16 protein-coding genes are annotated in these 21,797 nt (G+C 54.5%); 8 read left to right on the top strand and 8 right to left on the bottom strand.

Translation table 11 applies throughout. The features are described from left to right. Positions 1-3: 3 nt before the first annotated feature. Entirely contained in the window at positions 4-1,911 is a 1,908-nt protein-coding gene (locus ABLV12_RS18660; RefSeq protein ID WP_004100750.1) for an ABC transporter ATP-binding protein, read from the bottom strand. A gap of 12 nt (positions 1,912-1,923) precedes the next feature. Next, positions 1,924-4,029 (bottom strand): bifunctional 23S rRNA (guanine(2069)-N(7))-methyltransferase RlmK/23S rRNA (guanine(2445)-N(2))-methyltransferase RlmL, encoded by a 2,106-nt coding sequence (gene rlmKL, locus ABLV12_RS18655; RefSeq protein WP_348867224.1) that lies wholly within the window; start codon positions 4,027-4,029, stop codon positions 1,924-1,926. A gap of 98 nt (positions 4,030-4,127) precedes the next feature. Between rlmKL and ABLV12_RS18650 the strand changes: the two genes are divergently transcribed. Continuing rightward, on the top strand, positions 4,128-5,237 hold the full coding sequence (locus tag ABLV12_RS18650; RefSeq protein ID WP_016808052.1) for a YcbX family protein: 1,110 nt from the start codon (positions 4,128-4,130) through the stop codon (positions 5,235-5,237). Here ABLV12_RS18650 and zapC read toward each other — a convergent pair. Further along, the gene (zapC, locus tag ABLV12_RS18645; protein WP_064345146.1) at positions 5,234-5,776 is read right to left on the bottom strand and encodes a cell division protein ZapC; all 543 of its coding nucleotides are present in this window, start codon (positions 5,774-5,776) and stop codon (positions 5,234-5,236) included. The two genes, ABLV12_RS18650 and zapC, sit on opposite strands and share 4 nt — an antisense overlap. 168 nt (positions 5,777-5,944) lie before the next feature. Further along, positions 5,945-6,955, bottom strand: a complete 1,011-nt coding sequence (gene pyrD, locus ABLV12_RS18640; protein ID WP_348867223.1) for a quinone-dependent dihydroorotate dehydrogenase — start codon at positions 6,953-6,955, stop codon at positions 5,945-5,947. A gap of 247 nt (positions 6,956-7,202) precedes the next feature. Between pyrD and ssuE the strand changes: the two genes are divergently transcribed. The 3 genes from ssuE to ssuB are packed head-to-tail and all read left to right on the top strand — an operon-like array spanning position 7,203 to position 9,394. Beyond that, positions 7,203-7,778, top strand: a complete 576-nt coding sequence (ssuE, locus tag ABLV12_RS18635; protein WP_004100743.1) for an NADPH-dependent FMN reductase — start codon at positions 7,203-7,205, stop codon at positions 7,776-7,778. Between the two features lie 54 nt (positions 7,779-7,832). Beyond that, complete coding sequence (gene ssuC, locus ABLV12_RS18630; RefSeq protein WP_004100742.1) at positions 7,833-8,624, top strand: aliphatic sulfonate ABC transporter permease SsuC; 792 nt, start codon at positions 7,833-7,835, stop codon at positions 8,622-8,624. Continuing rightward, the gene (ssuB, locus tag ABLV12_RS18625; RefSeq protein ID WP_004111897.1) at positions 8,621-9,394 is read left to right on the top strand and encodes an aliphatic sulfonates ABC transporter ATP-binding protein; all 774 of its coding nucleotides are present in this window, start codon (positions 8,621-8,623) and stop codon (positions 9,392-9,394) included. Before ssuC ends, ssuB begins: the two co-directional genes overlap by 4 nt. A 64-nt stretch (positions 9,395-9,458) precedes the next feature. On the opposite strand, the gene pepN is transcribed toward ssuB, so the two are convergent. Next, on the bottom strand, positions 9,459-12,074 hold the full coding sequence (pepN, locus tag ABLV12_RS18620; protein ID WP_004100740.1) for an aminopeptidase N: 2,616 nt from the start codon (positions 12,072-12,074) through the stop codon (positions 9,459-9,461). Positions 12,075-12,401: 327 nt separating this feature from the next. On the opposite strand from pepN, the gene pncB reads away from it, so the two are divergent. From pncB to ABLV12_RS18600, 4 genes are all read left to right on the top strand, one after another. Then, positions 12,402-13,604, top strand: a complete 1,203-nt coding sequence (gene pncB / locus ABLV12_RS18615; protein ID WP_348867222.1) for a nicotinate phosphoribosyltransferase — start codon at positions 12,402-12,404, stop codon at positions 13,602-13,604. Positions 13,605-13,917: 313 nt separating this feature from the next. Continuing rightward, complete coding sequence (asnS, locus tag ABLV12_RS18610; RefSeq protein ID WP_004100736.1) at positions 13,918-15,318, top strand: asparagine--tRNA ligase; 1,401 nt, start codon at positions 13,918-13,920, stop codon at positions 15,316-15,318. A 589-nt stretch (positions 15,319-15,907) separates the two neighbouring features. Continuing rightward, the gene (locus ABLV12_RS18605) at positions 15,908-16,987 is read left to right on the top strand and encodes a porin (protein ID WP_004100735.1); all 1,080 of its coding nucleotides are present in this window, start codon (positions 15,908-15,910) and stop codon (positions 16,985-16,987) included. Between the two features lie 187 nt (positions 16,988-17,174). Beyond that, entirely contained in the window at positions 17,175-18,365 is a 1,191-nt protein-coding gene (locus ABLV12_RS18600) for an amino acid aminotransferase (RefSeq protein WP_004100734.1), read from the top strand. Positions 18,366-18,431: 66 nt separating this feature from the next. Here the strand turns inward: ABLV12_RS18600 and ABLV12_RS18595 are convergent, their stop codons facing one another. The 3 genes from ABLV12_RS18595 to ldtD all read right to left on the bottom strand — a co-directional run bounded on the left by ABLV12_RS18595 (position 18,432) and on the right by ldtD (position 21,739). Beyond that, positions 18,432-19,079 (bottom strand): MBL fold metallo-hydrolase, encoded by a 648-nt coding sequence (locus ABLV12_RS18595; RefSeq protein ID WP_004100733.1) that lies wholly within the window; start codon positions 19,077-19,079, stop codon positions 18,432-18,434. A gap of 13 nt (positions 19,080-19,092) precedes the next feature. After that, positions 19,093-19,644 (bottom strand): YcbK family protein, encoded by a 552-nt coding sequence (locus tag ABLV12_RS18590; RefSeq protein WP_004100731.1) that lies wholly within the window; start codon positions 19,642-19,644, stop codon positions 19,093-19,095. A gap of 301 nt (positions 19,645-19,945) precedes the next feature. Further along, positions 19,946-21,739 carry a L,D-transpeptidase gene (gene ldtD, locus ABLV12_RS18585; protein ID WP_004111890.1) on the bottom strand — a complete coding sequence of 598 codons (1,794 nt, stop codon included), beginning with the start codon at positions 21,737-21,739 and terminating at the stop codon, positions 19,946-19,948. Between the last annotated feature and the right edge of the window lie 58 nt (positions 21,740-21,797).

The following is a 21,797-nucleotide window of genomic DNA, read 5'->3' as shown; positions in this document are numbered from 1 at the left end:
AGCTTATGCGCCGTTTTTTAGCCCTTCAAGATATTCCCAGCGTTCGAAGGCGGCTTCCAGCGCCTGCTCCGCTTCACTCAGCTGCGCCAGTACCTGCTGCGTATGGTCATGCGACTGACCAAAGAAAGAAGGGTCGGCAACCTGCTCCTGCAAATTCTGCAGCTGGGCTTCCAGTTCTTCCAGCTTCTGCGGCAGCTGTTCCAGCTCGCGCTGCAGGTTATAGCTTAGTTTGCTGGCAGCACGTTTGACACTTTCTGCTTTCGGTTGAGCAACTTCAACACTCTTTTTGGAAACCGGCTGCTTACGCGCGAGGTACTGCGCTTGCTGACCGCGGGCGTCATGATAGCCGCCAACGTATTGGCCAATTTGCCCTGCGCCTTCAAAGATCCAACACTCTGTTACCGTATTATCGACAAACTGACGGTCGTGGCTAACCAGCATCACGGTTCCCTGATAGCCGTCGACGAGCTCTTCCAGCAGTTCGAGGGTTTCGACATCCAGATCGTTTGTCGGTTCATCGAGTATCAAAAGGTTGCTGGGCTTGAGGAACAAGCGCGCCAGCAGCAGGCGGTTACGCTCGCCGCCCGATAGCGCACGCACCGGCGTCATCGCGCGTTTCGGATGGAACATAAAGTCCTGCAGATAGCCCAGGACGTGGCGCGGCTTGCCGTTCACCATCACTTCCTGTTTACCTTCCGCAAGGTTGTCCATCACCGTTTTATCCGGATCAAGTTCCGCGCGGTGCTGGTCGAAGTAGGCCACTTCCAGCTTGGTGCCTACATGAATACGCCCGCTATCCGCCTGCAGCTGACCGAGCATTAGCTTCAGCAGCGTAGTTTTGCCGCAGCCGTTCGGGCCAATCAGCGCAATTTTGTCGCCGCGCTGGATTTGGGCGGTGAAGTCTTTAACCAGCACCTTGCCATCAACCTGGTAGTTAACATTCTCCATTTCGAACACAATCTTGCCCGAACGCGCGGCCTCTTCAACCTGCATCTTCGCGCTGCCCATCACTTCACGACGCTCGCCGCGTTCGCGACGCATGGCCTTTAACGCCCGCACGCGTCCTTCGTTACGGGTTCGGCGCGCTTTGATCCCCTGACGGATCCACACTTCTTCCTGCGCCAGCTTGCGATCGAACTCCGCGTTCTGTAGCTCTTCTACGCGCAGCGCTTCTTCTTTATCCAGCAGATACTGATCGTAGTTACCCGGATAGGTCACCAGCTTGCCTCGATCGAGATCGACAATGCGCGTCGCCATATTGCGAATAAAAGAACGGTCATGCGAAATAAAGATGATGGTGCCTTTAAACATCTTCAGGAAACCTTCCAGCCAGTCGATGGTTTCAATATCGAGGTGGTTGGTCGGTTCATCGAGCAGCAGCACCCGCGGCCCGCTGACCAGCGCGCGACCGAGGGCCGCTTTACGCAGCCAGCCGCCGGAGAGCGATGATAGCTCGGCGTTAGGATCCAGATTCAACTGTTCCAGCACTTCATTAATACGACTGTCGAGCTGCCACAGCCCTAAATTGTCCAGCTGTTCCTGCAGACGCGCCAGCTCATTGAGATTCTTGTCGCTCGGATCGGTCATCACCAGCTGCGAAACATCGTGATAACCCTTAAGGTATGCTGCTTGCTCAGCAATCCCTTCCGCCACAAAGTCATACACGGTTCCGGTGACGTCACGCGGCGGATCCTGCTGCAAACGCGCCACAACCAGATCCAGCTCATAGATAATGCGCCCATCATCAAGACCTTGTTCTCGGTTGAGGATCTTCATCAGGGTCGATTTACCCGCGCCGTTGCGCCCCACCAGGCAGACACGTTCGTTATCTTCGATATGCAGTTCAGCATTATCCAGCAGCGGCGCATCGCTGAAAGAGAGCCAGGCGCCGTGCATACTAATTAAAGACATTCTTTATTCCTTTCAGGCTGCGGTAATCAGCCAGCAGTTGTGAATCTGACGGTTGCGGGCAAAGTCCTGAGACAGCGTTTTTTGCGTAATCTCCTGCGCCTTCAGGCCCAGCTGCGCCAGCCCGTCATGATCCATACGGAAACCGCGTTTGTTGTTTGAGAACATAATCGTGCCGCCTTTACGCAGCAGACGTTTTAAATCGGTCATCAGACGCAAATGGTCGCGCTGAACGTCAAAGGCGTCATCCATACGCTTTGAGTTGGAGAAGGTGGGCGGATCGATAAAGATCAGGTCGAATTGTTCGGTCGTCTCCCGCAGCCAGCCCAGTACATCGGCCTGCATCAGGCGATGCGCGCGACCGGTTAAACCATTGAGGCGCAGGTTACGCTCAGCCCATTCGAGGTAGGTACGCGACATATCAACCGTAGTCGTGGATCGCGCGCCGCCAAGGCCGGCGTGAACGCTGGCGCTGCCGGTATAGGAGAACAGATTGAGGAAGTCTTTACCTTTACTCATCTGCCCCAGCATGCGGCGAGCGATACGGTGGTCGAGGAACAGCCCGGTATCCAGATAGTCGGTCAGATTAACCCACAGACGCGCGTTATACTCCTGCACCTCAATGAATTCACCTTTTTCGCCCATTTTCTGGTACTGATTTTTACCTTTCTGCCGCTCGCGGGTTTTCAACACCAGCTTATTCGGCGCAATCTCAAGCACGGCAATGGTGGCAGCAATAATATCGAACAGACGCTGACGGGCTTTATGCGCGTCAACGGTTTTCGGCGGCGCATACTCCTGCACCACAACCCAATCGGCGTAACGGTCAATAGCGACGTTGTATTCCGGGAGGTCGGCATCATACAGGCGATAGCATTCAATACCCTCCTGGCGCGCCCACTTCTCATATTTTTTCAGGTTTTTACGCAGGCGGTTGGCGAAATCTTCCGCCAGCATCGCGGTTTTGCCGCCTTCGTTTTCCGCAAGGTGGTAATTCTTCTGTACACAGTCGAGCGGGCCGTTTTTCGCTTTGAACTGCTTATCGGCGCGCAGCTGCAGGCAGCTCAGCAGATCCGGCGAGGCGCTAAACAGCGACAGGTTCCAGCCGCCAAACTGGTTTTTCATAATCCGCCCCAGCAGGCTATGCAGGGCAATCAGCGCCGGCTCGCTCTCCAGACGCTCGCCGTATGGAGGGTTGCTAATCACTGTCCCGTAAGGGCCCTTCGGCAACGGGTTGCTCAGCTGGGCGACATCTTTCACTTCGAAGGTAACCAGCTCGCCAATACCGGCACGGCGGGCGTTACGCTGCGCGCGTTCGATAACCCGGGCGTCAACGTCGGAACCGTAAAAGCGCGACTCATACGCCGCCAGCCCCTGACGGGCGCGGGTTTGCGCCTCGGACTTCACCTCTTTCCAGATAGCATCATCATGCTGCGCCCAGCCGCCGAAACCCCAATGGCCGCGGTGTAAACCCGGCGCCCGATCGGTCGCCAGCATCGCCGCTTCAATCAACAGCGTACCGGAACCGCACATGGGATCGAGCAGCGGCGTACCGGTAGCCCAGCCGGAACGCATCACTATCGCCGCGGCCAGGTTTTCTTTGATTGGCGCCATACCGGTACCGTCGCGGTAGCCGCGCAGGTGCAGGCCCTCGCCGCTGAGATCCAGAGATATATGAGCGGTCTCTTTATTCAACCAGACGTTAACGCGCAGATCGGGGTTTTCGCGATCGACGTTGGGACGCGGCAAATTCTTACGCGTAAAGCTGTCGACGATGGCATCTTTAACCTTCAGCGCCCCATACTGGCTGTTGCGGATCTCTTCGTTCAGCCCGCTAAAATGCACGGCAAAAGTGGCATCCTGGCTGAAAATCTCCGTCCATGGAATGGCCTGCACGCCAAGATACAGATCCAGGTCGCTGTATACGCTGCACTGCCCCAGCGGCAGCATAATCCGCGAAGCCAGTCGGCTCCACATCAGGCTTTGATACAGCAGTCGCGTATCTCCCTGAAAATGGACCCCGCCCTGGACCAACTGGCAGTCCACCGCGCCCAGCTCTTCCAGTTCAGTTTTTAACAGCTCTTCCAGCCCACGAGCCGTACTGGCAAACAGAGAATTCATATCGTCACTTTTACTAAAAGAAAATTGGTGCGCATTATAGCCAATATGCGCCCCATGTCATAAAGTTAAAGGCTTATTTTTAAAGCCAGGGGCAGCGTATGGTAACCCTTTCGCGACTTTTTATTCATCCCGTCAAATCGATGCGGGGAATTGGCCTGAGCCACGCTTATGCAGACATCAGCGGGCTGGCCTTCGATCGTATATTTATGGTGACGGAAACCGATGGCACCTTTATCACCGCTCGTCAGTTCCCGCAAATGGTCAAGTTTACTCCCGCGCCGCTCCATGATGGTCTGCATCTGACCGCTCCGGACGGCAGTAGCGCGATCGTGCGCTTCAGCGATTTCTCCGTGCAGCAGGAGCCGACCGAAGTCTGGGGCAACCATTTTACCGCCCTGATTGCCCCGGCCGGGGTGAACCAGTGGCTAAGCGGTTTTTTCAACCGCAGCGTTCAGCTGCGCTGGCTGGGGCCAGAGCTTAGCCGTCGGGTAAAACGTCACGATGCCGTCCCCCTCTCCTTTGCCGACGGCTTTCCCTATCTGCTGGCCAATGAGGCCTCGCTGCGGGACCTGCAAAATCGCTGTCCGGCCAGCGTAAGCATAGAACAATTTCGCCCGAATCTGCTGGTGACCGGCGCGGCCGCCTGGGAGGAAGATACCTGGAAAGTGGTGCGTATTGGCGAGGTCGTTTTTGATGTCGCGAAACCCTGCAGCCGCTGCGTGTTGACAACCGTCAGCGCGGAACGTGGGCAAAAGCACCCTGGCGGTGAGCCATTAACCACCCTACAGGGATTCCGCACGGCGCTGGATAATGGCGATGTTGATTTTGGCCAGAATTTGATCGCGCGAAATAGCGGCACGATCCGCGTCGGCGATGAGTTAGAAGTGCTGGCCCGCGGCCCGGCGAAGGCCTACGGCGCCGGGGAAAGCGACAATTCGCTGGCGCCTGAGACTCAGCAGAACGCAACGGTGGAAATTGAGTGGCAGGGACTGAGCTTTACCGGTAATAATCAGCAGATCTTGCTGGAGCAGCTGGAACAGCAGGGAATTCGCATTCCTTACTCCTGCCGGGCAGGGATTTGCGGCAGCTGTCGCATCCGTCTGGAAGAAGGGGAAGTCAGCGCGCTGAAGAAAAATGCGGTCGCCGCCGATGGCACCATTTTGTGCTGCAGCTGCGTACCGAAAACCGCGGTAAGGCTGGCGCCTTAAACCGCCTGGCCCAGGCTGTAGCTGGCGACGGCGGTCGCTGGCTGCAGTCGGTCGTTCATAATTTTAATCACGTCCCCCAACTGCATCACTCGCCCGGCAAGCGTCAGTCCCGGCTGCGCTAGCAGGCACAGCGCAGCGTTTTCGCCGGGCTCAACCACCAGCAGATTAACCTGCTGACCGGTATCGCTCAGCCATGCGCTAGCGGCATCACCGGTACCGGGCTGCCAGCTCGGTTGATGAGTAGTGAAATGCCAGCTTTTCGGCATCTGCGGCTTAAGGAAACGAATGGCGACCAGCGCATTGAGCACTAATTCAGCGCGCTGTTCTTTGGATAATTCAAGGTCGCGGCATTTTTCTTCAAATGAAAAATAGAGTGCGGCGTCATCAACGCAAAATCCGGAAGGGGCGAAGGCATCTGGCGTCAGCATCCGGCGGGGAAAACGGGATCGGAATAACATACCATTAGCCAGATCGAGCATCATGCGGTCATGCTCTTCATCGTAATACCAGCGCCAGTTATCGTCAGGTTTAATCCGCATTTCTACCCCCGTCCTCTTTCACATCCATCTGCAATAAACAGCAAAACTGCTACAGAATATTTCAAAAATTAAGAAAAGACTAAAATGTCTAAATAAGCAACAATGAAGGAATATAAAACAACCAGGGCTATAAATAAAGCCCTGGTGGAGTATCAGAAGGGGAAAAGATTAGATATGGGTAACAATTTCTTTAATCAGCGGCGGACCTTTAAAAATAAATCCGGAATAAATCTGCACCAGAGTCGCACCGGCGGCTATCTTTTCACGAGCGGCAATCACTGAGTCAATACCGCCGACGCCGATAATTGGCAGACGACCATTTAATTCCTCAGATAGCATACGGATGATTTCGGTACTTTTCAGCTGCAGCGGACGCCCGCTAAGCCCACCGGTTTCATCGCAATGTTTCATTCCCTGCACCAGTGAACGATCCAAAGTGGTATTGGTGGCAATGACCCCATCAATATTATGTCGGACTAAACTGTCCGCAACCTGGATCAATTCCTCGACGGAAAGATCCGGAGCGATCTTTACTGCCAGCGGAACATAATTTTGATGTTTTTCCTGGAGTTCGCGCTGCTTATTTTTAATACCAGAGAGCAGATCGTCGAGAGCTTCTCCGTATTGTAACGTACGCAAGCCCGGGGTATTCGGCGAGGAGATATTAATGGCGATATATCCGGCGTAAGCGTAGATTTTTTCCATACAAATCAGGTAATCATCTTTGCCTTGCTCTACCGGGGTATCTTTATTCTTACCGATATTAATCCCCAGAATGCCGTCAAAATGCGCTTTTTTTACGTTCTCTACCAGGTTATCCACGCCATGGTTATTAAAGCCCATGCGGTTGATCAAACCTTCGGCATCAACCAGGCGGAAGATCCTTGGCTTATCGTTGCCCGGCTGCGGACGAGGCGTTACGGTACCAATTTCAATGGAACCAAAGCCCATTGCGCCAAGGGCATCGATGCATTCGCCGTTTTTGTCCAGCCCGGCGGCCAGGCCCAGCGGGTTCTTGAATGTGAGTCCCATGCAGGTCACCGGCTTAGCCGGCACCTTCTGGCGAACCAACATTTCCAGCGGGGTACCCGAAACACGGCGTAATTGTTGAAAAGTGACTTCATGAGCGCGCTCAGGATCGAGCTGAAAAAGGGCTTTACGAACGAAGGGGTAGTACATGAACTCTCCTGGATTCCCGGTGTGCAAACCGGGGGCGTATTATGTGCGATCCACCCCGGAAAGGGAATTGACCTACGACAAAAAATCTTATCTCCGACGCAAACGTTTACTTTTCCCCCTTCGTTATGCGCTTTCTGACAATCCAACGCCGGATAAATCATTTAGGGAAAGATAAGCGCTCTGTCACACTGCGGCTAAATGTTATCAATTATAGATAAATGAAAATATTTGGTTATAAGGAGAGAATATGCGAGTCATAACACTTGCGGGTAGCCCGCGTTACCCTTCCCGCTCCAGCGCACTCCTGGAATACGCCAGAGAGACCCTCTCCGCGGCGGATATCGAGGTTTGCCACTGGCACCTGCAGAATTTTGCCCCGGAAGACCTGCTCTATGCTCGCTTCGATAACCCCGCTCTTCACGCGCTTAATGAACAGCTTGCCGGCGCGGACGGGCTGATTATTGCCACGCCGGTCTATAAGGCTTCTTTTTCAGGCGCACTCAAGACGCTGCTTGATCTGCTGCCGGAACGCGCGCTGGAAGGCAAAATCGTTCTGCCGCTGGCTACCGGCGGGACCATCGCGCATATGCTGGCGGTGGATTACGCCTTAAAACCGGTACTCAATGCGCTGAAAGCTCAGGAGATCCTCCACGGCGTTTTTGCTGACGATAGCCAGGTCACGGATTATCAGCATAAACCGCAGTTTACGCCGAATCTGCAGGGTCGCCTCGACCTGGCGCTGGAAACTTTCTGGCAGGCGCTGCATCGCCCCAGCAGCCGCGCGCCGGCGCTGAAAACCTTACAGCGGGTTGAGCACGTTTAACGACCAGCGTATTACCCTTAACAGGGCAATACGCTAGCGAATAAGGAATACTCCATGGCGACGCTTTCGCAAAAATTTCTCATCCGCATAGCTCCCTGGCTTTTACCGGTGGGCAGCGTGATTATTTGGCAATTCGCCTCCTCCATCGGCTGGCTTTCCACCCGGATTTTACCGTCGCCGGAAGGCGTGCTCAAAGCCTTCTGGACGCTCTCCGCCAGCGGCGAACTATGGCAGCATCTGGCCATTAGCTCGTGGCGGGCACTTATTGGTTTCAGTATTGGTGGCTCCATTGGTCTGGTTCTCGGGCTTATCAGCGGCCTCTCGCGCTGGGGAGAACGCCTGCTGGATACCTCTATTCAGATGCTACGTAACGTGCCGCACCTCGCCCTGATTCCACTGGTCATTTTATGGTTTGGCATTGATGAAAGCGCCAAAATTTTCCTCGTGGCGCTGGGGACGATGTTTCCGATTTATATCAACACCTGGCACGGCATCCGCAACATTGACCGAGGACTGGTAGAGATGGCTCGCAGCTATGGCTTATCGGGCTTTGCGCTGTTCCGTCACGTGATCCTGCCCGGCGCCCTGCCCTCAATTATGGTCGGTATCCGCTTTGCGCTCGGCCTGATGTGGTTAACGCTGATTGTTGCGGAAACCATTTCTGCTAACGCCGGTATTGGCTATCTGGCAATGAACGCTCGCGAATTTCTGCAGACCGATGTCGTAGTCGTCGCCATTATTCTTTACGCTATTCTCGGCAAACTGGCCGACTTCAGCGCACAGCTCCTTGAACGCGTCTGGCTGCGCTGGAATCCGGCTTATCACCTTCAGGAGGCCAGCGCATGACAACCGCGCGTCTTAATCCCGGAATTCCGCTGCTGTTAAACGGCGTAAGCAAGCGTTACGGCAGCAAGACGATTCTGAATGAACTCGATCTGCATATCCCCACCGGGCAATTCGTCGCGGTGGTCGGTCGCAGCGGCGGCGGTAAAAGTACGCTGCTGCGGCTGCTGGCTGGGCTGGAAAAGCCCAACGGCGGCCAGCTGCTGGCGGGCTCGACGCCGCTGGCACAAATCCAGGACGATACCCGGATGATGTTCCAGGATGCCCGCCTGCTGCCGTGGAAAACGGTGATCGACAACGTCGGACTGGGGCTGAAAGGCCAGTGGCGTGAGGCGGCGCTTAAGGCCCTGGCGAGCGTTGGCCTTGAAGACCGCGCCGGTGAATGGCCTGCAGCGCTTTCCGGCGGGCAAAAGCAGCGCGTAGCGCTGGCGCGTGCGTTAATTCATCGTCCTGGATTATTGCTGCTTGATGAGCCGCTCGGCGCACTCGACGCGCTGACTCGTCTGGAAATGCAGGATCTGATCGTTTCTCTGTGGCAGGATCATGGCTTTACCGTCCTGCTGGTCACCCACGACGTCAGCGAGGCGGTGGCGATGGCCGATCGCGTATTGCTGATAGAAGAGGGAAAAATAGGTCTGGATCTGCTGGTGGACATCCCCCGTCCGCGGCGCACCGGCTCGGCGAAGCTGGCCGAACTGGAAGCGGAAGTGCTGCATCGGGTGATGCAGCGCGGCAAGAATGAATCCTCGCCACGCTTGGTGAGCCACGGTTAACGACTGCGACGTTCCCCCGCTCGCGCAGCGCGAGCGGGGCGACAGGTTTGGACTCGCGCTGGCGTTATGCCAGCGCTTTACTGATTTTCTCGAACAGATCCCCGGAAAGATTCTCCAGACCTTTCAGCTGCTCAAGCGCCCCGCGCATCAGCGCCTGACGCTTGTTATCATAGCGTTTCAGACGAATCAGCGGTTCAATCAGACGCGACGCAACCTGTGGATTACGGCTGTTCAGTTCAGTGAGCATTTCCACCAGGAACTGATAGCCGCTGCCGTCTTCGGCATGGAACGCCGCCGGGTTGCTGCCGGCAAAAGCGCCGATTAGAGAACGGACGCGGTTCGGGTTACTCATGCTGAACGAACGATGATTCAGCAGGCCGCGAACCGTCTGCAGGACGTTATCGGCCGGGCTAGTTGACTGCAGGATAAACCATTTATCCATCACCAGGCCGTCCTGATGCCATTTATCATCATACTCCTGCATCAATGCATCACGGCACGGCAGCTGGGCAGCGACTGCCGCCGCCAGCGCCGCCAGCGCGTCGGTCATGTTGTCCGCATGGTGATACTGCGCGCTAACCAGTTTATCCGCCAGCTCCGCGTCGCCAAACGCCAGATAGCGCAGGCAGGTGTTACGCAGAGAACGCTTGCCGATATCGGCATGCTCAACGCGGTAGCTGTCAAGCTTGTTGGCGTTGTAAATCACCAGGAACTCGTCTGCCAGCTCTTTCGCCAGCGTACGGGTCAGCGCTTCACGCACCGCGGCGATAGCTAGCGGATCGATAATCGCAAACAGCTCAGCAATTTCATTCGCCGAAGGCAGCGTCAGGATCTCCGCCGCCAGCGCCGGATCGATCTTCTCATCCAGCAGGATGGCGCGGAAAGCATCGGCTACGTGGATCGGCAGCGACAGCGGTTGCCCCTGCTGGTGGCGGTTAACGTTGAGTTTGATATAGGTTGCCAGCAGGCTCTGCGCCGCGTCCCAGCGGGAAAAATCATTACGCGCGTGGCGCATCAGGAAAGTCAGCTGCTGATCGCTCCATTTGTACTCCAGCTTCACCGGGGCAGAGAACTCGCATAGCAGCGCCGGTACCGGCTGGAAGTAGACATTATCGAAAACAAAAGTCTGCTCCGCCTGCGTCACGTTCAGCACATGATGCACCGGGTGACCGCCCTTCTGCAGCGGGATGACTTTGCCTTCGTTGTCGTAGAGTTCGATATCGAACGGAATATGCAGCGGCAGCTTCTCAGCCTGCTCAGCGGTCGGCGGCGTGCGCTGGCTGATGGTCAGCGTGTACTGCTCCGTTTCTGGATTGTAGTCATCATGGACGGTAACGATCGGCGTCCCGGACTGACTATACCAGCGGCGGAAGTGGGATAGATCAACGTTCGAAGCGTCTTCCATCGCCTGGACAAAATCATCGCAGGTCGCGGCGCTGCCGTCATGGCGTTCAAAGTACAGCTGCATTCCTTTCTGGAAATTCTCTTCGCCCAGCAGCGTATGCAGCATGCGGATCACCTCAGCGCCCTTCTCATACACCGTCAGGGTGTAGAAGTTGTTCATCTCGATAACCTTATCCGGCCGAATCGGATGCGCCATCGGGCTGGCATCTTCGGCGAACTGCAGACCGCGCATAGTACGCACGTTATTGATGCGGTTGACCGCACGTGAGCCGAGATCGGAACTGAACTCCTGATCGCGGAAAACGGTCAGGCCTTCTTTCAGGCTGAGCTGGAACCAGTCGCGACAGGTTACGCGGTTACCCGTCCAGTTATGGAAATATTCGTGGCCAATGACGCGCTCGATATCCAGATAGTCTTTATCGGTCGCGGTATCGGTGCGCGCCAGCACGTATTTAGAGTTAAAGACGTTAAGCCCTTTGTTCTCCATGGCGCCCATGTTGAAGAAGTCAACGGCGACAATCATATAGATATCAAGATCGTACTCGAGGCCAAAGCGGGTTTCGTCCCACTTCATTGAGTTTTGCAGCGAAGTCATCGCCCATGGAGCGCGATCGAGGTTGCCGCGGTCTACATACAGCTCCAGCGCAACCTCACGTCCCGAACGAGTTTTGAAAGTATCGCGCAGGACGTCGAAATCACCGGCCACCAGCGCAAACAGGTAGCACGGTTTGGGGAACGGATCCTGCCACTGAACCCAGTGGCGACCATTCTCCAGCTCCCCCTGGGCTACGCGGTTACCGTTGGAGAGCAGGAACGGGTATTTGGCCTTGTCGGCGATAATTTTAGTAGTGAAGCGCGCCAGCACGTCCGGACGGTCAAGGTACCAGGTAATATGGCGAAAACCTTCCGCTTCGCATTGGGTACACAGCGCTTCGCCGGACTGATACAGCCCTTCCAGCGCGGTATTGGCCGCCGGGCTGATTTCGTTGACGATAGTGAGTGTGAAATGTTCCGGCAATCCGCCGATCGCCAGCTGGTTATTTTCTTCCTTATAGTCGCTCCACGGCTGACCATTAACCAGCAGAGAAACCAACGTCAGGTCTTCGCCATCCAGACGCAATGGCACATCAGACGCAGCCGCGTGGCGGGAGACCTTGCTCTCAGCCGTAACAACGGTTTTCGCGGCATCCAGGTCAAAGGTCAAATCGATATCGCTAATCAGATACTCCGGCGCACGATAGTCGTGGCGGTATTTGGCTTGGGGCTGTTGTGTCATAAAAAACCTTTAGCATGTCCTGTAAAGTGTCGACTCAGTCTATTCCTGTTGCACAAATCTCGCTATGCAGAATCTTCATCTTTTCAATGCTAAACATGAAAATTGCTACATTCTGATAACACCAGAGGCACGAAATGCGCTCGACCAGGCGCAAAGCTTGTGGTGTGATGCGTGTTCAATATATTAAACTAGGCCTCGCAAATGACCGTTAGCGTCGCCATCAGCCGTCGCCGCGGGACAGAGTCGGGTATTACAGGTATACTCCGCCTCCTTTTACCGCTTTGGTTTTGATGGAAACGCTCCAGTGAGAGGATGCTACTGCGCACCATGACCCAATTCACTTCTCCTGTACTGCATTCGCTGCTTGATACGGATGCCTACAAGCTGCATATGCAGCAGGCTGTCTTCCACCGCTACAATGATGTACAGGTTGCGGCGGAGTTCAGCTGCCGCGGGGACGATCTGCTCGGCATCTACGCCGATGCGATTCGCGAGCAGGTTGAGACGATGCGCGACCTGAGGCTGCAGGACGATGAATATCACTGGTTGTCGAGCCTGCCCTTCTTTGCGCCAGATTATCTCGACTGGCTACGCGGCTTCCGCTACGATCCGCGCCAGGTTACCGTCACTAATGACAACGGTAAGCTGAATATTCGCCTGTCCGGGCCATGGCTTGAAGTCATCATGTGGGAGGTTCCGCTGCTGGCGGTGATAAGCGAGCTGGTGCACCACTACCGCTCGCCGGAAATCACCGTGACGACAGCGCTGAATACCCTTGAACATAAGCTGTCCGACTTTAACCGTCTCACCGCTGATGTCGATATGTCCGGCTTCCGCCTGATGGATTTCGGTACTCGCCGCCGCTTCTCACGCGAGGTGCAGCAGGCCATTGTTCAGCGTCTGCAGCAGGAGCCGTGGTTCACCGGCACCAGCAACTACGATCTGGCGCGTCGGCTTAACCTGACGCCAATGGGAACCCAGGCGCACGAATGGTTCCAGGCGCACCAGCAGATCAGCCCGAACCTGGCCAGCAGCCAGCGCGCGGCCCTCGCGGCCTGGCTGGAAGAGTATCCCGATCGGTTAGGTATCGCACTGACTGACTGCATCACGATGGACGCTTTCCTGCGCGATTTCGGGCCGGAATTTGCAACCCGCTATCAGGGGCTGCGCCACGACTCCGGCGATCCGGTAGAATGGGGCGAGAAGGCTATTGCCCATTACAAGAAGCTGGGCATCGATCCGCTGAGCAAAGTGCTGGTATTTTCTGATAATCTCGACCTGGCGAAAGCGGTCGATCTTTATCGCCACTTCTCCTCACGGGTCAATCTGAGCTTCGGTATCGGCACACGTTTAACCTGCGATATTCCCCAGGTTAAGCCGCTGAATATTGTTATTAAGCTGGTGGAGTGCAACGGCAAGCCGGTAGCGAAACTTTCCGATAGCCCGGGTAAAACGATTTGCCACGATAAAGCCTTCGTGCGCGCCCTGCGTAAAGCCTTCGATCTGCCGCCGGTCAAAAAAGCCAGCTAACACTGTGCGAAAAAATGCGTCCGTAAAACCGGACGCATTTTTATTATCATCCCCCTTTCCGTTCAGAAAAGTGTTTCATATTCACCGCCCTGTTTTCATTGCGAAATGCCCTGCGCGGGATAAAGGCAATGCTCAAAACTCTCTTAATATCAGGCTCTCCCGTCGTAAAGGAGACAATCTCCTTATTTATTTCCTAAAACACCCCTTTCTTGCGCGAAATCTACTTGTCTGATGGAAGATGACAGGTAACATAGATATCCCCCTGTCGAAGGGGTATACAGATTTTTCTATTGGACTAACAAGAGAGACTATTATGAGCGTTGTGCCTGTAGCCGACGTACTCCAGGGCCGCGTTGCCGTTGACAGCGAAGTCACCGTGCGCGGATGGGTGCGTACCCGCCGAGATTCTAAAGCTGGCTTTTCTTTCCTCGCCGTCTATGACGGTTCCTGCTTTGATCCTGTACAGGCCGTTATTAGTAATTCTCTTCCCAATTACAATCAGGAAGTGCTGCGCCTGACCACCGGCTGTTCAGTCATCGTGACCGGTAAAGTCGTGGAATCCCAGGGTCAGGGCCAGAGCTTTGAGATTCAGGCCAGTCATGTTGAAGTAAGCGGCTGGGTAGACGATCCGGAAACTTATCCGATGGCGGCTAAACGCCATAGCATTGAATACCTGCGTGAAGTTGCCCACCTGCGCCCGCGCACCAACCTGATTGGCGCCGTGGCGCGCGTTCGCCATACCCTGGCGCAGGCGCTGCACCGCTTCTTTGACGAACAGGGTTTCTTCTGGGTTTCTACCCCGCTGATTACCGCTTCCGATACCGAAGGTGCGGGCGAGATGTTCCGCGTTTCCACGTTGGATCTGGAAAACCTGCCGCGCAACGATCAGGGCAAAGTCGATTTCGATAAGGACTTCTTTGGTAAAGAGTCATTCCTGACCGTTTCTGGCCAGCTGAACGGCGAAACCTACGCCTGCGCGCTATCCAAAATCTACACCTTCGGCCCAACCTTCCGTGCGGAAAACTCCAACACCACCCGCCACCTGGCAGAGTTCTGGATGCTGGAGCCGGAAGTCGCCTTTGCTAATCTGAACGATGTGGCAGGCCTGGCGGAAGCGATGCTGAAGTACGTTTTCAAAGCCGTTCTGGAAGAGCGGGCAGATGACATGCAGTTCTTTGCCGAACGCGTTGATAAAGATGCGATCGATCGTCTGCAACGTTTCGTTTCCGCGGATTTCGCTCAGGTGGATTACACTGACGCGGTCACCATTCTGGAAAATTGCGGTAAGCAGTTCGAAAACCCGGTGTACTGGGGCGTGGATCTCTCCTCCGAGCACGAACGCTATCTGGCGGAAGAGCATTTTAAAGCGCCGGTAGTCGTAAAAAACTACCCGAAAGAGATCAAGGCGTTCTATATGCGCCTTAACGAAGACGGGAAGACCGTCGCCGCAATGGACGTTCTGGCGCCGGGTATCGGTGAAATTATCGGCGGCTCCCAGCGTGAAGAACGCCTGGACGTACTTGACGCGCGCATGGCGGAAATGGGTCTTAATAAAGAAGACTACTGGTGGTACCGCGACCTGCGCCGTTACGGCACCGTGCCGCACTCCGGTTTTGGTCTGGGATTCGAGCGTCTGATTGCCTATGTGACCGGCGTACAGAACGTTCGTGACGTCATTCCGTTCCCGCGCACTCCACGTAACGCCACATTCTGATTTTTTTGTTATCTCACGCAAAGGTCGGCGCAAGCCGGCCTTTTTTTATGTCAATTTACGTTAACGAATTTCAGGAAATTTAAACATCAACCCGCGAAATTCATAAATATGTTACGCACTATTTCGCTCATACCTGAAGTTACAAATCGCACTTAATGCCCAAAAATCGTCAAACCTGCTGATTATATTGCTCACTATTTAATCAACCACCGCACATCTTGCAACGACAAGATCTGAATAAAAAAAAAGCAAAAAGCAGCTGTAAAATGCACAACCCCTCTGTTATCTAAATTAATCATAATTAATTCATATAGATATATAAAGAGAGCTGATTTTGTCAGCGAACAGGGACGGAATGTTGATAGAGTTCACAAAGTTCCCAAAAATACACATTTAGTTACATAGAATTTCCTTTTGTTACTCATATGAGATATTGGTAGCATTTTCAGGCTAGCGAAACGTTGTTCTGAATGGAAAGATGCCTCCAGACACCAAACTATCATCAATAGTTCCGTAAATTTTTATTGACGAAACGTATTGGCGGCAGTGGCAAGTGTTCATAAAAAAATATAAATGAGGGTAATAAATAATGATGAAGCGCAAAATTCTGGCAGCGGTAATTCCTGCCCTGCTGGTAGCCGGTGCAGCTAACGCTGCAGAAATCTATAACAAAAACGGCAACAAACTCGACTTTTACGGAAAAATGGTTGGCGAGCACGTCTGGACCACTAACGGTGACACCAGCAGCGACGACACCACCTACGCCCGTATCGGCCTGAAAGGCGAAACCCAGATCAACGATCAGCTGACCGGTTACGGCCAGTGGGAATACAACATGGATGCGTCCAACGTTGAAGGCTCCCAGACCACGAAAACCCGTCTGGCTTTCGCTGGCTTAAAAGCCGGTGAATACGGTTCATTCGACTACGGTCGTAACTACGGCGCCATCTACGACGTTGAAGCGGCAACCGATATGCTGGTTGAATGGGGTGGCGACGGCTGGACCAACACCGACAACTTCATGACCGCGCGTACCAACGGCGTTGCGACCTACCGTAACTCTGATTTCTTCGGTCTGGTTGATGGCCTGAGCTTTGCGCTGCAGTACCAGGGTAAAAACAAAGAACGCGCTGTGAAGAAACAAAACGGCGACGGCTTCAGCACCGCGGCTACCTACGCGTTTGACAACGGTGTAGCGCTGTCCGCTGGTTATGCTAACTCCAGCCGCAGCGGCGACCAGAAAGCAGACCGTCAGGGCGAAAAAGCTGAAGCATGGGCAACCTCCGCTAAGTATGATGCGAACAACATCTACGCTGCAGTCATGTACTCTCAGACCTACAACATGACTCCGGAAAACGAAGGCAACTATTTCGCTAACAAAACTCAGAACTTTGAAGCCGTTGTTCAGTATCAGTTCGATTTCGGCCTGCGTCCGTCCATCGGCTACGTACAGACTAAAGGTAAAGACCTGCGCTCCCGCGCTGGCTTCTCCGGCGGCGATGCTGACCTGGTTAAATACGTCGAAGTGGGTACCTGGTACTACTTCAACAAAAACATGAACGTCTACGCTGCGTATAAATTCAACCAGCTGGACGACAACGACTACACCCGTGCTGCGAAAGTCGCGACCGACGATCAGGCAGCGGTTGGTATCGTTTACCAGTTCTAATTTGCAGTACACCCCTTCGTGATATGCCTAAAAAGCAGGACTTCGGTCCTGCTTTTCTGCGTTCCTGAGAGGAAGATCGTAACTTTTAAAAACCTTCTCGCTTTTTGTCGCAAACGGTTGGCAATTAACATAACTCCCGTTAACCTGATAGCGGATTTCCCTTCAGTAATCACAATGGAACCTCGTCATGTTTGAGAACATTACCGCCGCCCCTGCCGACCCAATTCTGGGCCTGGCCGATCTGTTTCGTGCCGATGACCGCCCAACAAAAATTAATCTTGGAATTGGTGTTTATAAAGATGAAACGGGTAAAACACCGGTCCTGACTAGCGTGAAGAAAGCAGAACAGTATCTGCTGGAAAATGAAACCACCAAAAATTACCTGGGTATTGATGGTATTCCAGAGTTTGGTCGCTGCACTCAGGAGCTGCTGTTTGGGAAAGGCAGCGCGATTATCAATGATAAACGCGCTCGTACCGCCCAGACTCCCGGTGGTACAGGCGGCCTGCGCGTTGCCGCTGATTTTCTGGCGAAGAATACCGACGTTAAACGTATTTGGGTGAGCAACCCAAGCTGGCCGAACCATAAAAGCGTATTCAATTCAGCCGGACTCGACGTTCGCGAATATACCTACTACGATGCCGCAAACCACAAACTCGACTTCGATGGACTGCTGGCCAGCCTGAACGAAGCGCAGGCCGGTGACGTGGTTCTGTTCCACGGCTGCTGCCACAACCCAACCGGTATCGATCCAACGCTGGAACAGTGGCAACAGCTGGCGCAGCTCTCCGTAGAGAAAGGCTGGCTGCCGCTGTTTGACTTTGCCTACCAGGGCTTTGCCCGGGGCCTGGAAGAGGACGCTGAAGGCCTGCGCGCTTTCGCCGCGCTGCATAAAGAGCTGCTGGTAGCCAGTTCCTACTCGAAAAACTTCGGCCTGTATAACGAACGCGTAGGCGCCTGCACGCTGGTTGCCGCTGACCAGGAAACGGTAGACCGCGCCTTCAGCCAGATGAAGTCCGTTATCCGCGCAAACTACTCTAACCCGCCGGCTCACGGCGCCTCGGTAGTGGCGACCATTCTCAGCAATGACGCGCTGCGCGCCATCTGGGAACAAGAGTTAACCGACATGCGCCAACGCATCCAGCGCATGCGTCTGCTGTTCGTTAATACCCTGCAGGAAAAAGGCGCCAGCCGCGATTTCTCTTTCATCATTCAGCAAAACGGGATGTTCTCGTTTAGCGGCCTGACCAAAGAGCAGGTCCTGCGGTTACGCGAAGAGTTTGCGATTTACGCCGTGGCATCCGGGCGTATTAACGTCGCGGGCATGACGCCAGACAATATGGCGCCGCTGTGCGAAGCGATTGTTGCCGTACTGTAAGCCCGCTCTGTAGCAAAAGCAAAAGGCCGCATTCGCGGCCTTTTCATCTATTTTCTTCCGGCAAATTTACCAGACAGGCATCTCATCCTGCAGGAATGGGTTATGCAGACGCTCATACCCAAGCGTCGACATAGGGCCATGGCCAGGAATAAACGATACGTCATCGCCCAACGGCAAGAGTTTGCGTTTAATCGCATCGATCAGCTGGCTATGGTCGCCACGAGGGAAATCGCTACGCCCCACCCCACCTTTGAATATGACATCGCCAGAAATCAGCAGTCGGGAAGCGGCATCGAAGAAGACCACGTGCCCTGGAGTATGACCGGGACAGTGCAACACCTGCAGAGAGACGTTCCCCACGCTGACTACATCGCCTTCGTTCAACCAGCGATCCGGCTGAAGCGGCTGGCAATCTTCCAGACCAAACATCCGGCTCTGCGCCGGTAATCCTTCCAGCCAGAACTCATCTTCTTTTTCCGGCCCGATAATCGGCACGCCATAATGTTGCGCCAGCTCCGCCGCCGCACCAACGTGATCGAGATGGCCATGCGTCAGCAGAATTTGCATCAGGCTGACGCCTGCCGCGGTGACTTCCTGTTTGATTCGCTCAGCATCACCGCCGGGATCCACCAGCGCCGCCAGCCTGGTTTGTTCGCACCAGATTAAAGAACAGTTCTGCGCGAACGCGGTAACCGGAATAATACGATAGTTCATGACGCTCCTTTCGTTACCAGTGCCGTACCGGCCCGGTATCAATATGCACAAAGTTGCTACGTGGGTAGTATCCTACACCACCTGAACGCATAGATAACGCGGCTTTGCGAACATTGCTTAACGAAATGCCTTCAATATGGAAATCCATGGCCTGGCCTTTGGTGTGGTAGCTGTGTTTCGCTACTCCCCGGCTGCGCGCGCGAAGCTCATTATTGGTATCAACAGAGCGATAACCGGAAATAAGCTGGACAGGCTTGTTCGTACCAAGTAATCCCTGCAGACGATAGAGTTGATCGAACAAACCGGGATCGATGGACTTAATCTTATTCGCGCGATAGTCGCGGAAAAAATGATTAAGTCTTGCTAATTCATCCTGAATATAGCCTCTGCCATCGAAAAACTCCGCCTTGAGTGATTCACCAGTATGCAGGTTGTTCAGCGTCAAAATACGCGGTCGTGGGGTCGAGAGGGTGGCAAATGCCGGCGCAGGCAGAATGGCAGCAGCACCGAGCGCGGCTCCACCTAACGCCAGCAGTTTGCGGCGATTAGCGTCAAATTTGTCCATGATAATCAGGTCTACAGGTAAATGAATCGTAATATACTTTTCCCGCAATCCGCCCGTTAGCCGCCAGCATACGCTCGTTCTCCGGCGGCTAATCGATATCAGCGACGAAGACCTGGCTTGCTCACCACCATTACGCTTTTGCAGGATTATATGTATATGCACTTCTGGCGCACGAAAGGCACCTTACCGGGCATTATTGCCAACGTCAAGGCAGCCTCCCCCCAGTAAACTCGGGCCTTGCAGACTGCAAGACCCGATTTCACACAAAGATAGGACAACCGAATCCGTTGAACTACTTCATTTATCTGATTAATTGTTCAGCTTTAGGCAGGATTTGTGCGCTGGATCGCGCGGTGAGATCGTAATTGTAAATATCTGTTCGATATTGTGTACGTCCATCAGCCCCGACAAAGGCGGTCAAATAATAGAGATTAACCGGGATATTCTGACGAATATTCACATAGCGGGTATTTCCCTGCTTGAGGGCATCCGAAATACGTGCGTCGTTCCAGCCCGCGTCCTGCAACAGCATATTCGCCAGCTCTGAAGCTTTATTCACCCGCACACATCCGGAGCTCAGCGCTCGTCCATCCCGTTGGAACAGAGTGTGATTTGGCGTGTCGTGCAAATATATGGCATCTGAGCTTGGCATATTAAATTTATAGCGCCCCAGCGAATTACGTGCGCCGGGAGCCTGCTGGAAGCGGAACGGCAGATTCGATGCGGTTATCGTCTCCCAGTCCACCTGATAAGGATCGATGGCCTCTTTGCTGTTCCAGCCGCGCATCATCGTATAGCCGTGTTGTTCAAGATAGCCGGGGTTATTGCGCACCTTCGGCAGGATATCTTTGCGCGCCAGCGTCGGCGGCACGTTCCACGGCGGGTTGACCACCACATTGTTTAGGGCACTGCTCATCATCGGCGTTTTGCGGTCCGGGCGGCCAACGATAACCCGTGATGCCAGCACCTCGCTGCCATCCTGGTAATAAACCAGCGAAAAGGCTGGAATATTCACCATAATACCGGTCGCAAGATTACCCGGCAGCAGACGCAAACGCTGGATATTTAAGGCCAGCACGCCGGCGCGCTGCGCGGGAGAGACGTTGAGCCAGTCGCGGGTCGCCTGACCGATCACGCCATCAGCGCCCAGCCCCTGCCACGCCTGAAAGCGCTTAACGCCTTCAACCAACTGGCGATCGTAAACGCCGCGGCCGCTGTTTTTAGCCTTTTTCCCGGCGGATGGGCTCACCACGTCATCGCCCGGCAGGGCAATTTTCGCCGAGTCATCGAGCATACCGGTGCGCTGTAAAATTTCCCTGAGCGCACCGGCATCATTGCTCCACTCCCCGGGACGTAGCGAGGTCTTACCGGTGAGCTGCGGCCACGGACGCGAATCGGCAACCTGCGCCAGTAGCGCCTGATGCATTGCAGCATACTGCGGATGCTGCGGCGCCAGGCCCGCAATGAACTGCGGCAGCGAACCGCTATCCAGCGCCACCTGCCACTGATTAACCACCGATAGCGGTGGCGTCGACATGGCATACGGTTTGGTGCCATACAGCCAGCGGTTGCCCTGAGTGGGAATACCACTAATAAAATGCAGATAGCCCATCATGGCGTCAGACAAAACAACATCCCGCGCCAGACCGTTCACCGCCGGGTCGGTTAACAGCTCAACCCAGGTGGTGAACTGCGGCTGAAAACCGGCAATAGCGACTTCAGCCAGCTGCTGCTGAAACGCCTGCACCGCCTCACGGTTATCCCACATCGGCTTCATATCCCTGGCCGCATACAGCGAGACCAGCGGATTCATAAAGACGGGTTGATAACCGGACGGCAGTACCGCCTGAATATCGGCACGGCTTTTCGCCGCCGCATCGGCAGGAAGCGCCTGCTCGCCAGCCATTTTGGCAACCGCCGCAGACTGGTTTGCGCTTTGGCTGAGCGCGGAAGAGAGCTCGCTGATGGTGGCTGAGCTATCCGATGGTACAATTTCAGGCTCTTCGGCCTGGACATTGAACAGTGGAGCGAATGCAAAAGCCAGGCCCAGACTGAGCGCTGACAATTGACGACCATACCGTTTCTTAAGCAACATCCCTTGCCCCCTGTTAACACATTGCTGCCCGCTAAAATGGGGCTTACTTTCAGTATAT

It is taken from the genome of Klebsiella sp. CN_Kp100, from assembly GCF_040065315.1.
Lineage (GTDB): Bacteria > Pseudomonadota > Gammaproteobacteria > Enterobacterales > Enterobacteriaceae > Klebsiella > Klebsiella oxytoca.
This window is presented reverse-complemented; position numbering and strand designations above follow the sequence as displayed.

What these genes read in the sequence shown, in the direction of transcription:
- pepN (WP_004100740.1), bottom strand. Translation starts at nt 12,074, where the DNA reads ATGACACAACAGCCCCAAGCCAAATACCGCCACGACTATCGTGCGCCG.
- ABLV12_RS18595 (WP_004100733.1), bottom strand. Translation starts at nt 19,079, where the DNA reads ATGAACTATCGTATTATTCCGGTTACCGCGTTCGCGCAGAACTGTTCT.
- ABLV12_RS18605 (WP_004100735.1), top strand. Translation starts at nt 15,908, where the DNA reads ATGATGAAGCGCAAAATTCTGGCAGCGGTAATTCCTGCCCTGCTGGTA.
- pyrD (WP_348867223.1), bottom strand. Translation starts at nt 6,955, where the DNA reads ATGTACTACCCCTTCGTTCGTAAAGCCCTTTTTCAGCTCGATCCTGAG.
- ABLV12_RS18650 (WP_016808052.1), top strand. Translation starts at nt 4,128, where the DNA reads ATGGTAACCCTTTCGCGACTTTTTATTCATCCCGTCAAATCGATGCGG.
- ldtD (WP_004111890.1), bottom strand. Translation starts at nt 21,739, where the DNA reads ATGTTGCTTAAGAAACGGTATGGTCGTCAATTGTCAGCGCTCAGTCTG.
- ssuE (WP_004100743.1), top strand. Translation starts at nt 7,203, where the DNA reads ATGCGAGTCATAACACTTGCGGGTAGCCCGCGTTACCCTTCCCGCTCC.
- ABLV12_RS18600 (WP_004100734.1), top strand. Translation starts at nt 17,175, where the DNA reads ATGTTTGAGAACATTACCGCCGCCCCTGCCGACCCAATTCTGGGCCTG.
- zapC (WP_064345146.1), bottom strand. Translation starts at nt 5,776, where the DNA reads ATGCGGATTAAACCTGACGATAACTGGCGCTGGTATTACGATGAAGAG.
- ssuC (WP_004100742.1), top strand. Translation starts at nt 7,833, where the DNA reads ATGGCGACGCTTTCGCAAAAATTTCTCATCCGCATAGCTCCCTGGCTT.
- asnS (WP_004100736.1), top strand. Translation starts at nt 13,918, where the DNA reads ATGAGCGTTGTGCCTGTAGCCGACGTACTCCAGGGCCGCGTTGCCGTT.
- rlmKL (WP_348867224.1), bottom strand. Translation starts at nt 4,029, where the DNA reads ATGAATTCTCTGTTTGCCAGTACGGCTCGTGGGCTGGAAGAGCTGTTA.
- ABLV12_RS18590 (WP_004100731.1), bottom strand. Translation starts at nt 19,644, where the DNA reads ATGGACAAATTTGACGCTAATCGCCGCAAACTGCTGGCGTTAGGTGGA.
- ssuB (WP_004111897.1), top strand. Translation starts at nt 8,621, where the DNA reads ATGACAACCGCGCGTCTTAATCCCGGAATTCCGCTGCTGTTAAACGGC.
- pncB (WP_348867222.1), top strand. Translation starts at nt 12,402, where the DNA reads ATGACCCAATTCACTTCTCCTGTACTGCATTCGCTGCTTGATACGGAT.
- ABLV12_RS18660 (WP_004100750.1), bottom strand. Translation starts at nt 1,911, where the DNA reads ATGTCTTTAATTAGTATGCACGGCGCCTGGCTCTCTTTCAGCGATGCG.